At 68.9% G+C, this 12,806-nt stretch carries 7 protein-coding genes; 2 read left to right on the forward strand and 5 right to left on the reverse strand.

The annotated features are described in order from the left end of the window. Window positions 1-2 precede the first annotated feature (2 nt). On the reverse strand, window positions 3-3,257 hold the full coding sequence (locus VFU06_11735) for an amidohydrolase family protein (protein ID HEU5210053.1): 3,255 nt from the start codon (window positions 3,255-3,257) through the stop codon (window positions 3-5). Window positions 3,258-3,397: 140 nt separating this feature from the next. Here VFU06_11735 and VFU06_11740 point away from each other — a divergent pair, with 140 nt between their 5' ends. Together VFU06_11740 and VFU06_11745 are read left to right on the forward strand one after the other, a co-directional pair. After that, complete coding sequence (locus VFU06_11740) at window positions 3,398-3,784, forward strand: hypothetical protein (protein ID HEU5210054.1); 387 nt, start codon at window positions 3,398-3,400, stop codon at window positions 3,782-3,784. A gap of 26 nt (window positions 3,785-3,810) precedes the next feature. Continuing rightward, window positions 3,811-5,175, forward strand: coding sequence for a M28 family peptidase (locus tag VFU06_11745; GenBank protein ID HEU5210055.1), 1,365 nt, complete (start codon window positions 3,811-3,813; stop codon window positions 5,173-5,175). 384 nt (window positions 5,176-5,559) lie between these two features. Here the strand turns inward: VFU06_11745 and VFU06_11750 are convergent, their stop codons facing one another. From VFU06_11750 to VFU06_11765, 4 genes are all read right to left on the reverse strand, one after another. Beyond that, window positions 5,560-6,900, reverse strand: a complete 1,341-nt coding sequence (locus VFU06_11750; protein HEU5210056.1) for a cation:proton antiporter — start codon at window positions 6,898-6,900, stop codon at window positions 5,560-5,562. After that, a complete protein-coding gene (locus VFU06_11755; GenBank protein HEU5210057.1) occupies window positions 6,897-8,993 on the reverse strand; it encodes an amylo-alpha-1,6-glucosidase in 2,097 nt (698 codons plus the stop codon). The genes VFU06_11750 and VFU06_11755 overlap by 4 nt, the downstream gene beginning before the upstream one ends. 147 nt (window positions 8,994-9,140) lie before the next feature. Beyond that, a complete protein-coding gene (gene treZ, locus VFU06_11760; GenBank protein ID HEU5210058.1) occupies window positions 9,141-11,201 on the reverse strand; it encodes a malto-oligosyltrehalose trehalohydrolase in 2,061 nt (686 codons plus the stop codon). Continuing rightward, on the reverse strand, window positions 11,188-12,498 hold the full coding sequence (locus VFU06_11765) for an NAD(P)/FAD-dependent oxidoreductase (GenBank protein HEU5210059.1): 1,311 nt from the start codon (window positions 12,496-12,498) through the stop codon (window positions 11,188-11,190). The genes treZ and VFU06_11765 overlap by 14 nt, the downstream gene beginning before the upstream one ends. Window positions 12,499-12,806: the final 308 nt, after the last annotated feature.

Below are 12,806 nucleotides of genomic sequence, written 5' to 3' on the forward strand. Positions count from 1 at the left end.
CTCTACGGGTTCTCGAAGTACAGCGGCGGCCGCTCGGCCCAGCGCTCGCGGCCAGCCAGCTCCTGCAGGGTGGCGGCATCGAAGAGACGGCCGTTGACCATGACCATCTGCACGCTGTCGGTGTTGCGGATGTTCTCGAGCGGGTTGCGCTCCAGCACGACGAGGTCCGCGAGCTTGCCCGGCTCCAGTGAGCCGAGGTCGCGGTCCATCCCCAGGTAGCGGGCGCCCATCAGTGTAGCGACGTCCAGCGCCTCGATCGGGCTCATGCCGCCCTGCTCGAACATCCACAGCTCCCAGTGGGCGCCCAGCCCCTGGAGCTGGCCGTGCGCGCCCAGCTGCACGAGGCCACCGGCGTCGTACACCTCCTTCGCGCCCTGCATGATGCGGATGTGATTCCAGTCGTCGTCCGCGGCCATGAGCCGGCGCCGCGAGCGGGGCAGCACCACGTCGCGCGGCGTGAAGCGGTTCAGCAATTCGTGCCGCCACACGTCCATGTGCTGGTAGAAGTAGTACTCGCCAGACAGTCCGCCGTAGCCGACGATCGCGGTCGGCGTGTAGCCGACCTGGCTCTCGGCGAACAGCGTCACGATGTCATCGTACAGCACGGGCACCGGCAGCGAGTGCTCGACACCGGTGTGGCCGTCCAGGATGTGCGAGACGTTGAAGTAGTAGAGCGAGCCGCCCTCCGGCACGACCATGATGCCGGTCTCATGGCCCGCCTTCACGATCATCTGCCGCGCGTCGCGCCGCTGGTGGTTGTAGCTCTTCACGCTGATCGCGCCGACCGCCTTCATGCGGCGCAGGTGCGAGAGCGCATCCTCGTAGTTCTCGACCACCGCCTTGAACGGCGTCTCCGCGCCGTACAGGATCGTGCCCGTCGAGTACAGTCGCGGCCCGAGCTTCAGCCCCGCACGGATCATCTCGCTGTTGGTGAAGACCGTCTCCGTGCTGTTGGACGGGTCGTGCGAGGTGGTCACGCCGAAGGCCAGGTTCGCCAGCAGCGGCCAGCTCTGCTGCGCGAGGATGCCGGCGCTCTCGCCTCCCACGTGCGCATGGACGTCGATGATGCCGGGGATGATCGTGCGGCCGGTGACGTCGACGCGCTCGGCGTCGCCGGGCACCTGCACGCTGGCGGCAGGTCCCACCGCGACGATGCGGTTCTCGCGCACGACGATCGTGCCGTTCTCGATCACGCGGGGCGTGCTGCCGCCCTCGGGCGCCATCGTGATGATGCGGCCGCCGGTCAGCGCGACCGTGCCGGTCGGGGTGTCGGCCGACGTCGTGAAGCCGATCTGCACACCGGCGGCTTCCGGCTCGGCAGGCTCTGCACCGCCGTCGGAGAGGAACGCGAACGTGCGGTCGAGCGTGCGGGTGAAGTATTCCGGCCCCAGCGTCCAGTGCACGCGGCTGCCGTCGCCCGACCAGTGCAGGTACATGCCGGCGTCGCGCGAGATGCGCGCGACGGGGTAGCCGCTCACGCGCGGCCCGAGCGTGATCGTGCGGCCGGTGTGCGGGAACGCAGCGACGTAGGCGTGATACCGCTCGGCGAATGCCACCCACTGGCCGTCCGGTGACGGCACGATGTCCGTCGCGTTCTCCGACTCGAAGTGCACGACCTCGTCGGCGCCGTTCAGGTCCACCGAGTACAGCGTCATCTTGCCGTCACGGCTGCCGCGCAGGTAGATGCGCTCGCCCGTGTGATCGAACATCGGCGCGTTGCCGCTGTCGGTCACCTTGCGCGGCTCGCCGCGGCCGTCGGCGCTCACGACGAAGACGCCTGGGCTCTCGGCATACATGAGGCCGCGGATGTCGTCGTCACCGACGGCGCGATAGACGATCCAGCGGCCGTCGGGCGAGAACGACGGCTGCGTGTAGTGGCCTGGCGTGGTCACCACGTCGCGCAGGTTGGAACCGTCGACGAGCGCGACGCGGATGCGGCCGGCATCCGTATCGTCCCAGCTCGCGAATACGATCGAGCGGCCGTCGGGCGAGAAGCGGGGCGCGGATTCCGTGGCATCGCCGCGCGTGAGCCGCCTCGGCTCGCCGTCGGGCATCTGCCTGACGTAGATGCGGCCGAGTGCGGAGTAGGCGACGTGGCGCCCGTCGGGTGACGTCGTGACGTCGCGCAGCATGCGCACCGGGAACTCGTCCGGCGCGACCTCGACCGGGAACCGCAGCGGCTCGTGCACCACCTGCTCGACCTGCACGCGATACGGGATCTCCGCGAACTGCTGCGTCTCCGTGTCCACACGCCAGAGCTTGCCCTCGCCCCAGATCACGATCGTGCGGTCGTCCGGCAGCCACGCGTACTGAGGGTAGACGCCGTGGATCGACCAGGCCTCCTGCATGTCGCGGTCGAGCCGGTCGAAGACCGGCCACTCGCGCCCCGTCTCGACGTCCTTCAGGAACAGCACGGTCTCGAGATCGACGCGGCGGATGAACGCCAGGCGACGTCCGTCCGGCGACGGCAGCGGCGTGATCGAGCCGCCCGGCCGGTTCACGTACCGCTCCTCCTCGCCGGTCCGCAGGTCGCGCCGGATGATCGCGTAGATGGTGCCGTACGGGTCCTTGTTGTACTCGAACGTCTGGCCCGGCGTGACGTCCCTGCTGTAATACAGGTAGCGGCCGTCGGGCGAGATCGCCGGCTCACCCGCATCCTTCTGCCAGCCGTTGCGCTCGGTGACCTGCAGCCCGTCGCCGCCGCTCACGTGGTACATCCACACCTCGCCCGCCCCCAGCGAGCGCTGCTGCACGAAATGCTTGCGCACGTAGATGTACTGGCCGTCCGGCGACCAGGCGGGGCTGTTGACCAGGCGCTGCTGCTCCTCGGTGAGCTGGCGCGGATTCGTGAAGTCCGCGTCCATCACCCACACGTTGTGGCCGCCGCCCGCGTCGCTGATGTACGCGATCATGCTGCCGTCCGGGCTGTAGCGCGGCTGCATGTCATACGCGGGGCCAGACGTGATCCGGCGCGCCTCACCACCCGTGATCGGCATGGCATAGAGGTCACCCAGCACGTCGAAGACGATCGTGCCGCCGTCGGGGCTCACCGTGACGTTGACCCACGTCGCCTCGTCGGTCTCGAACCGGATCGTCTGCGTCGGGCCGAGGCTCCGCGCGACGTCCCACTTCCCGTTCGACGTGTCCGCCGAGTCCTGCTGCGCGCTCAGTCCGGCGGGCGCCAGCAGCAGCATGAAAGGGGCGATGATGGATGCGGTCGCCGCGCGTGCTCGCGCGGCGGTGAGCAGTCTCGACATGAAGAGAGCCTCCGGCAGATGGCGATGGGTCGCGCGGGCAAAGTAGGCCTGGGCGCAGGCGGCGCGAAAGCCGTCCTTCCGCTCCGCAGCGCGTCGCAGTATCCTATCCGCCCCACGTCAGCCAACCAGCCGGAGGCGGCATGCGCGAGCGCAAGTTCTACGCTGAACGAGTACGTCGATACGTCCAGAAGATCGAGGGCGTCCTCTATGACGCCTACCTCAAGATCGACGAGGAGCGCGAGAAGGCGGGCCTCGATCACCCCGCACCCGAGGACATCGACGTCCTCTCCTGGCCGCAGACCTGGACCGACACGCGCGCCGGCTTCGACAGGCCGCTGCGCGACACCCGGCTGACCGAGCAGACCAATGTCGTGCTCGATTCCGTGCTGGGCATCGCCCTCGTCTATCACGCCGGCCACTTCGCCCGGCGCGTGGAGCAGCGCTCGGAAGCGTTCTGGGACGCGGTTCGCCAGCGGAAGCTGCCCGGCGCAACCGACGAAGCCGCATGGCAGGCGCTCGGCGCCTGAGTCTCTCTTCGACCAAGGAGGTCCACGTGGCCAGGCTGGGAACCGCCACGCTGCTGCTGGCACTCGCACTGCCCGCACCCCTTTCCGCGCAGGCGACGTCCGCCACCGTACCACCCGCCCGCGATCCACGCATCCGCGCCATCGCCGAAGCACCGCAGGCGGACCGGATCGAGCGTGACATCCGGACGCTCGTCGGGTTCGGCACCCGCAGCACGCTCTCGGACACGCTCTCCGATACACGCGGCATCGGCGCGGCCCGCCGCTGGATCAAGGCGGAGTTCGACCGCATCTCCGCCGCGTGCGGCGGCTGCCTCGAGGTCGGCTACCAGCGCATGCTCGTAAAGGGGGACCCGGAGAGCCGGATCAAGGAGGACACCTGGGTCGTCAGCGTGGTCGCCATCCAGCGCGGCGCGACCATGCCGGACCGCTACGTCATCATGAGCGGCGACATCGATTCGCGCGTCTCCGACGTGATGGACGCGACCTCGGAGAACCCCGGCGCGAACGACAACGCCAGCGGGATGGCCGGCGTGCTCGAGGCCGCACGCGTCCTCTCGCAGTACGACTTCGACAAGTCCATCGTCTATGCCGGGCTCTCGGGTGAAGAGCAGGGTCTGTTCGGCGGGCAGCACATGGCCGACGTCGCCGTGCAGGAGGGCTGGATCATCGAGGCCGTCCTCAACAACGACATGATCGGCAACATCCAGGGCGTCAATGGCGTCATCGACAACACCAGCTTCCGCGTCTTCTCCGAGCCGACGCCGGTCACGGAGACGGAGCGCGCGCGCCAGCGCCGCCGCTTCACCGGCGGCGAGGTGGATGGGCCGTCGCGACAGCTCGCACGCTACGTCGATCGCATCACCGGGATGTACTTCACCAACCTCGACGCCATGATGATCTACCGTCTCGACCGGTTCGGTCGCGGCGGCCACCACCGCCCGTTCAACGATCGCGGCTTCCCGGGCGTGCGCATCATGGAGACCAACGAGAACTACAACCGGCAGCACCAGGACCTGCGCACCGAGAACGGCGTGGAGTACGGCGACGTGATCGAGTGGGTCGACTTCGATTATGCCGCGAAGCTGACCGGCGTCAATGCGGCCGTCCTCGCGGCCCTCGCCTGGGCGCCCGCGCCACCGCAGAACGTGCGCATCAGCGGCGCCGTACGGCCGTCGACGACGTTGGAGTGGGAAGCGTCCCCCGGACCCAACGTCGCGGGCTACAAGGTCTACTGGCGCCTGACCACCGAACCGCAGTGGACCGACTGGGTCTGGGTCGGCAACGTCAACGAGCACACGCTCGAGAACGTGGTGATCGACAACTACCTGTTCGGTGTGGCGGCCGTGGCGCCAAACGGCAACGAGAGCGTGGTGGTGTTTCCGGGAAGCTGATCTCGTTTTTCTTCACACAGAGGTCACTGAGGGGCACCGCGGACACAGAGGTTTGTCGCGGTGCTCCTTTTCACGCGGGCTCCTCCTTTTCACGCAGAGACGCGGAGGAGCGGAGACGCAGGGTCTAACTTAGAGGTGCTGCGTCCGGATCCTCGCGCAGCGCTCTTTTTTTGGTTTGCGGTTCCGTTGCGTGTGCACTACCCGGGTGGAGTGCACTTCAAGAAGATGAAGCAAGCCGGCGTCGCACGTTCGGATCCACGAGAGCGCCCTCTGCGCCTCTGCTCCTCTGCGGCTCTGCGTGAAAACGAGCACCTCCGAAACACCTCTGTGTCCGCTGTGCCCCTCCGTGACCTCCGTGTGAAAACCTCCAGAGGACGAAAAAAACTACCGCTGACCCATCTCCCCAGCCCGCCGCAACCCGTACTGCATGGCGACCGGCCCGATCAGCTCGTGGATCGCGACCATCGACACGAACAGCGTGCGCAGCTCCGCGCCCCATTCCGGGAAGGCCCGTCCCGCGATCACGACCATGCCGAGTGTGACGCCGGCCTGCGAGATGAAGCCGAGCCAGGCATAGCGCTGCACTTCCGGCTCGGCGCCGGCCATGCGGGCGCCCGCAACCGTTCCCCCGAAGATCGCCGCAGCGCGCAGCCCGACGAACAGCAGCGCGAACATCCACAGTTCGCGCAGCTCGCCGATGTGGATGCTGGCGCCGGCGAGGGCGAAGAAGAGGGCGTAGAGCGGCAGCGAGTTGCGGTGCACGCCGTCGACGAAGGGATCGGCCTCGACGGGGCTGATGTTCTCCAGGAAGAATCCCGCGGTGAGCGAGACGAGCAGGATCTCGAGGTGGAGCTCGCGTGCGAGCGTCGCATTGATGAACGCGACGGCGAACGTGAACAGCACGATGTTGGTGCCGACGCGGCGCAGGTAGACCGAGATCAGCCAGCCGATGATGGCGCCCGCGACGATGGAGCCGCCGATCTCGCGGCCGATGTCGAAGAAGAACGCAGTGTCGAAGCCCACGCCTTCGGCGACGAGCGTGCGCGCGACCGAGAGTGCGATCGCGAACAGCACGATCACGACGACATCCTTGATCACGGTTACGCTCAGGATCGTCGTCGTGACGGGACCGGCCGAGCGCGTGTCGTTGATCACGGCGATCGCGACCGACGGAGAGTTCGCGATGGCGATGCTTCCGAGGATCAGGGCGATCGCGCCGACCTCGATGACTGGCAGGCCGGCGGTGAACGGCAGCACGCTCTGCAGCAGCAGGACCGTACCCGCGACGACCACGAATACGGCGGCCATCTCGAAGGACATGATCGAGAGGATCGCGCGCATCCGCTCGCGCAGCTCGCTCAGCCGCAGCTCGGCGCCCGCGGACAGCGCGATCAGGCTGATCGCGAGGTCATCGATCAGGCGGAGCTGTGCGATGTCGCGCTCGGTGACCAGCCCCAGCACGCCCGGGCCCGCGACGAGGCCGAGCAGGATGTAGCCGGTGATGCGGGGCAGCCCCACGCCGTTGAGGATGCGGCCGGCGACGAAGGAGCTGAGGAGCAGGAAGCCGAGCGCGAGGGTCGCGAGGATCGGCGCGGGCCGGCTGCCCACCAGGCCGAGCCCCTCGCGCAGCAGCAGCATGAACGCGAGGATGACCACGAGCGTGAAGGCACGCTGGATCGTCGCCCGGGCCGGCTCCGTCGCCTGCGTCGATTCCGCGGCGGTCATGCGGGAGGGTAGGCGCCGCTCCTGCCTCCGGCAAGGTCGTCTTCCGCACCCAGGCGCCAGCAGCGCAGCACCTCCGCGACGCTCCATGCCTGCGCCACGCAACCTCGTCCCGTGTACGGCTCCTCGGCGTCGAAGATCTCCGCGATGCTGCCGACACCGAAGTCATCCAGGTGCTGGATCAATCCCCGGAGCAGCGCGCGCGTTTCGTACGCGCGCTCGGGGTGCACGCGGCGCCACGCACTGATGTAGGGGCCGATCAGCCAGCCCCACACGGTTCCCTGGTGGTACGCGGCATCGCGCGCGCGCAGGTCGCCCCAGTAGCGGGAGGCGTAGCCCGGTGAGCCCGGCGCGAGCGAGCGCAGCCCCACGGGCGTCAGCAGCTCGCGTGATACGACGTCGAGCACCTGCGTCCAGCGCGACTCGTCGAGCACGGCATGCGGCAGGGAAATCGAGAACACCTGGTTCGGCCGCAGCGCCGCGTCGTCGCCGTTCTCGCCGTCCACGACGTCGTACAGGTAGCCGCCCTCGTCGAACCAGAACCGTTCGTTGAACGATGTGCGCGTGCGCTCGGCCGCGGCGCCGAGTCGATCCGCTGCGTCGGTGTTGCCCGCTTCTCGCTCCCACCCCTCCAGCAGCCGCTGGGCGTTGTACCACAGCGCATTGATCTCCACCGCCTTGCCACGCCTGGGCGTCACCACCCAGTCGTCTACCTTGGCGTCCATCCAGGTGAGCTGGTAACCCGCTTCGCCCTGCCGCAGCAGCCCGTCCACCGGGTCCACGCCTATGCCGAAGCGCGTGCCGCGCATGTGGTGCTGCACGATGTCGCGCAGCACCGGGAGCAGGCGCTCGAGCGTGTCGCGGTCACGGCTCGCCTGAACGTAGCGATCGATCGCGTGGAAGAACCACATCGTCGCATCGGCGGTGTGGTAGAGTCCTTCCGTCGCGTGGTCCGGGAACATGTTGGGAATCAGCCCGTCCCGGACATGGCTCGCGAACGTGCGCAGGATGTAACCGGCCTCGCGCCGGCGTCCCGTCGAGAGTGTCAGTCCTTCCAGCGAGATCATCGTGTCGCGGCCCCAGTCCGTGAACCAGTGGTAGCCGGCGATGATCGTGCGCGCCTCGTCGCCCGCCGCGTGCGCACGCGCCAGCTCACCGGCGCGCGTCGCGGGCCTGACGATGAACTGGTCCGCCGCAAGCACGAGGTGACCGGCGATCGCGTCGTCGGGCGGAACCTGCGCGAGCTGGATCAGCCGGTCGCGCCGCTGCAGCTCGGCCTCGATCACGTCGTCTGCCCGGAGGTCCTGTACCGATTCGTACGGCTCCGTCGAGGCGATCAGCATGACCTCGCCGCCCGGCTCGATCGGCGCCCGGAAGTAGCCGGGTGTCCACAGCTCGCCATGGTCACGAAAGCCGCGGTTCGCCTCCACCCGGTAGAGCAGCTCGTTGACGCGTCGCTCCTCCTGCACGAGCAGTGCATCGCGGCAGAGGAGTCGGAGCGGCGGATGCGGACCGCCGCCGATCAGGCGGAACCGGTGATCACCGTCCGCCAGGATCGTGTGCGGCTCGAGCAGCGGGGCGCTCACCGGATCCTCGTGTCCGCGGAAATGCGCAAAGGGATGCAGCCGCAGTGTGGCGTTCCCCGGCCCCTCGAGCAGCCGGTACACGATGCAGGTCGTGTTCTGCCCGTGGGGCATCAGCACGCGTCGTTCGATGCGGTAGCCCTGGATGTCGAAATCCCAGATCGGCAGCCCCGCCTCGAGACGGAAGGCGACCAGGTAGTCGGACGCCGGAACCTCGGTTGCACTCGCCGATTCCGTAGCGCCGAACGGGATCACCGTTCGATCCTCGAGCTCCAGCTCTTCCCACAGGTGGTTCAACATCACCGAGCGGCCGAGCGGCGCGGGCAGCGCAGCGACGAGCAGGCCGTGGTAACGACGCGTGAGCGCACCCGCGATCGTCGTCGACGCATACCCTCCGAGTCCGTTCGTAACGAGCCACTCGCGCTCCAGCAACGGTTCCGGCCCGGATCCCGGCTCCAGCGTGAGTGGTCTCCGTATCTGACAGCGATGCATCCGCTCGACCGTCGAGCTCATTCGTTCCCCTTCCGCACTGTTTCGGTTCGGGCAGCGCGCGAGACCCGGCGCCGCGCCCTCTCCGCCTTTCCACTCGTGCCGCTCACGACGTCGAAACGCCGAGCGTCCACGTTCCCGTCTGCGCGTCGTTGCAGGTTCGGCGCCGCTTCACTGCTTCCGCTCACGCAACGCTTCGGCACTCGGCCGCAGAAGCACGGCAGCATGCGCCGGCAGCTGCCAGCCACGCGCGGTCTCCACCTGCGGTGTGCCCGGACCGCCGTAACGGACGTCGTCACTGGACCACTGCACGGACCATGCATGACCCGGCGGCGGCGCGAGCAGGGGCTCGGCAATGGAGCGACGCCGGATGCGACGTCCCAGGTTCACGAGCAGCAGACGTGCGTCGCGCGGAGCGTCACCGTCCCAGCGCAACGCGAACGCGCGAGGGCCGAGCACTGCGCCGGCGGGAATACGGTCCTGCAATGCCGGCTCGGAGCGGCCAAGCGCAATCAGATCGCGGTGCAGCGCCAGCCAGTGCGCATGCGCAGGGTCGTCGCGCTCGGAAATGTCGAGCGTGCTGCGCTCGAGTGTCTGTCGCTCGCGGGGGTCGGCAGGCGCGACGCCGGCAGCGGCAAAACTCTCGAACTGCTGCAGGAACTCCACCCTGCCCTTTGCAACGTTGCTGCCCAGCTCACCCGAATGATCAGCCATGTAGAGGTAGGGCTGGGCCGCCGCGTACTCCTGGCCCTGGAAGAGCAGGGCATGCGACGGGCCGAGCAGCAGGAACGCCGTCAGTGCACGTACGACACCCGGATCCGCGATCGCATGCAGTCGCTCGCCGCGCAGCGAGTTCGCGACCTGGTCGTGGTTCTGCAGGTATGCGACCAGCCGCATCGGCCCGATGTCGGTGGCATACGCGCCCCGACGCTTGTCCTGCCACGCGTAGCGCTGCCCTTGGAACAGCCAGCCGCGCGTCGCGAGCGACACCAGCTCCTGCGCGCTGCCGGTGTAGTCCGCATAGTACGCCTCGTTGCGCCCCGTGGCGGCCACGCGCGCGCTGTGGTGAAAGTCGTCGTTCCACAGCGCATCCATGCCGTGGCCACCCTCCCCGGGTGGACGCAGCATGTGAGGCTCCTGCGGCTCGTTCTCCGACGTGATCAGTATGCGACGTCCCGCCGCTGCGTCCCGCGCCGTGCGCACGATCTCGGCAAGGATGTGCGGCTCGCTCGTGTCCTTGACGTCCTGCGTCGCGTCGAGCCGCAGGCCGTCGAAGTGGAACGCGCTGATCCAGTACGCGACATTCTGCAGCACGTATGCGCGTGCGATCGGCGCCCCCGGACCATCGAAGTCCGGGCACTCGCCCCAGTCGGTGACATGACGCTTTGAGAGGAACTCCGGCACGTAGTGCAACATGTAGTTGCCGTCGGGGCCGAAGTGGTTGTAGACGACATCGAGGATCACGGCCATGCCCAGCGCGTGCGCGCGATCGACGAACGCACGCACGTCGTGTGGCGTGCCGTACGGGTGGTACGGCGCGAAGTGCAGCACGCCGTCATAGCCCCAGCCGAACTCGCCCGAAAACTCCGCGATCGGCATCACCTCGATCACCGTGATGCCCAGCTGCGCGAGATGCTCGAGCTGCGCCGTCGCCGCACGCCATGTCCGCTCCGCGGTGAACGTCCCGATGTGCATTTCGTAGATGTACTGCTTACCCGCGGTGACGCCGGTCCAGTGCTGGTCGGTCCAGTCGAAGGAGGGATCCACCACGCACGACGCGCCATGCGGGCCGTCCGGCTGCCAGCGCGACCACGGATCCGGCAACGCCTCGCCGCCGTCCAGGCTGTAGCGGTAGCGTGCACCGGCACCGATGCCCGGAACACGCGCAGCAAACGTTGTCGAATCGACGCGCTCGAGCGGAACACGCGCATCGTCGAGCACGACGTCCACGCGACGCGCACGCGTCGCATGAACGCGGAACTCGACGCCGTCAGCGTGCAGTGTTGCGCCAGGCAACGGTGTCGCAGTGGCGGCAGAGGCGGATCGTGGGCCGCCGCGCGGCGTGCTCGACGGATGCGCGGCGGTGTCCGCGCGTTGGATCTTCGAGGACGGCGCGGCCCGGCGGTCGCGCTGCGCGCCCGGCGGCTGCGCGATCGTGTCCTCGGGTTGGGTCTTCGAGGACGGCGCGGCCGGGCGATTGCCCCGCCCGCCCGCGCCTTCAGTGCGCGACACGGGAAAGCACCTGCTCCGCTGCCGCCAACCCGCTGGCAAGCGCGCCATGCACGGTTCCTCGCGCCGCACCCCCGGCGCACGCTTCGCCAGCAAAGAAGAGCGTGTCCGCGACCGGGCGCGTGATCAGGCCGCCCGCGCCCATCCCGCCGTTCAGCATGTAGCTGTACGCCCCGCGCGCGAACGGATCCGTTTCCCAGCGCGAGCGCCAGAACCCCTCCAGCTGCCCGTCCAGGCGAGTGCGGTCCACCCCGAGCTGCGTCGAGAGCACATCCAGCGCGACCGTGCGCAGCGCCGCATCATCCAGTGAAGACAGCTCCAGCGCCGGCGGGCCGCCCGCCCAGCCGACGAGAAGCGGGACGTCGCGAGGATGCTGCGTCCACCAGACGGGCAGCCGCTCCGACGTCGTATGGAAGAACGACGCATCGGCTGCGGAGTGGCCGCGCCCGTCGGACAGCTCCGTCCAGAACCGCTCACGGAACAGCAGCACCACGCGCAGTGCAGCACCCATGGCGATGGCATCGAGTGTCTCGTCCAGCACCGGCGGGTCCGGCTCGAAGTCGATGTCCGGCACCGCAGACGTGAGCACTCCGAGCGGCACCGTGACAATAACGCTCGACGCGCTGTCCGCGCGGGACGCGCCCTGCGGGCTCAGTGAAGTCACCCGGACGTCGCCGACCCGCCACGCGATCCGCGCGACCCGCGCGCCAAGTGTGATCGCGTCAGGAGGCAACGCAACTGCGAGCGCCTCCACGAGCGCGGCGTACCCGCCGCGCACCCGGTACTGATCGCCAGCGACGCCACCGCCATCCGATTCGGCATCGGCGATCGCGGCAATGCTTGCACGCGCGGGATCCGCAGCGTGAAACCCGCGCACGTACTGCAGCACGCTGCGCCGGTCGTCGTCGGAAACATCGGACAGCAGCGCCAGTGCCTCCTCGACGCTGCGATCCGGCGGCGTCGTGCGTCCCATCCGCTCGATGATGTCCGCGACGCGCGAGAACGTGCGCTCATCCCGCGTCAGCCGGCCATGATCCGCACGCCACTGCTCCCCCTCCAGCGGAATCAGCTCGATGCTCGCGCGCTCCAGGACCGACCGCAGCGCGGGCGTCAGGTCGTGCACGAATTCCGCCCCCAGCTCGACAGGCACTGCGAGCGAAGCGTCCCGCAGCGTGTGAATCCGCCCGCCGATCCGATCCCGCGCCTCCAGGACCCGCACGCGCACCCCGGCGCGCGCCAGTTCGCCCGCCGCCGCCAGACCGGCCACGCCGGCGCCAATGACCAGCACATCTGTGTTCACGTTCGGAAGCCTCCTCCCCGTGCCGCCGCCCAGACTTGCACGGAGCGAGCCGGGGCGCGGGTATCGGCGGGTTCGAAGGGATGGCGGCAGGGGATCGGGATCCGACGGCGCCGAGCGGGTGGGGTTCCGTCGCCGCCACCGCACGCGCCGAAGCACGCCCGCCGATCGGTTAGCCCGGGAGCGGATGGGGGGGCTTCACTGGGCAAGGCTGCCAGGGCTGGGGCGGTGCCAGGTGTGTGTTTCCGCCCCGAGAGCGGAGCGCGGGCCCTCCGCAGAGGAGGGTGCGCGGGCTCGGGTGGCGCCGCGTG

This window comes from Longimicrobiales bacterium, assembly GCA_035764935.1.
GTDB lineage: Bacteria > Gemmatimonadota > Gemmatimonadetes > Longimicrobiales > RSA9 > DASTYK01.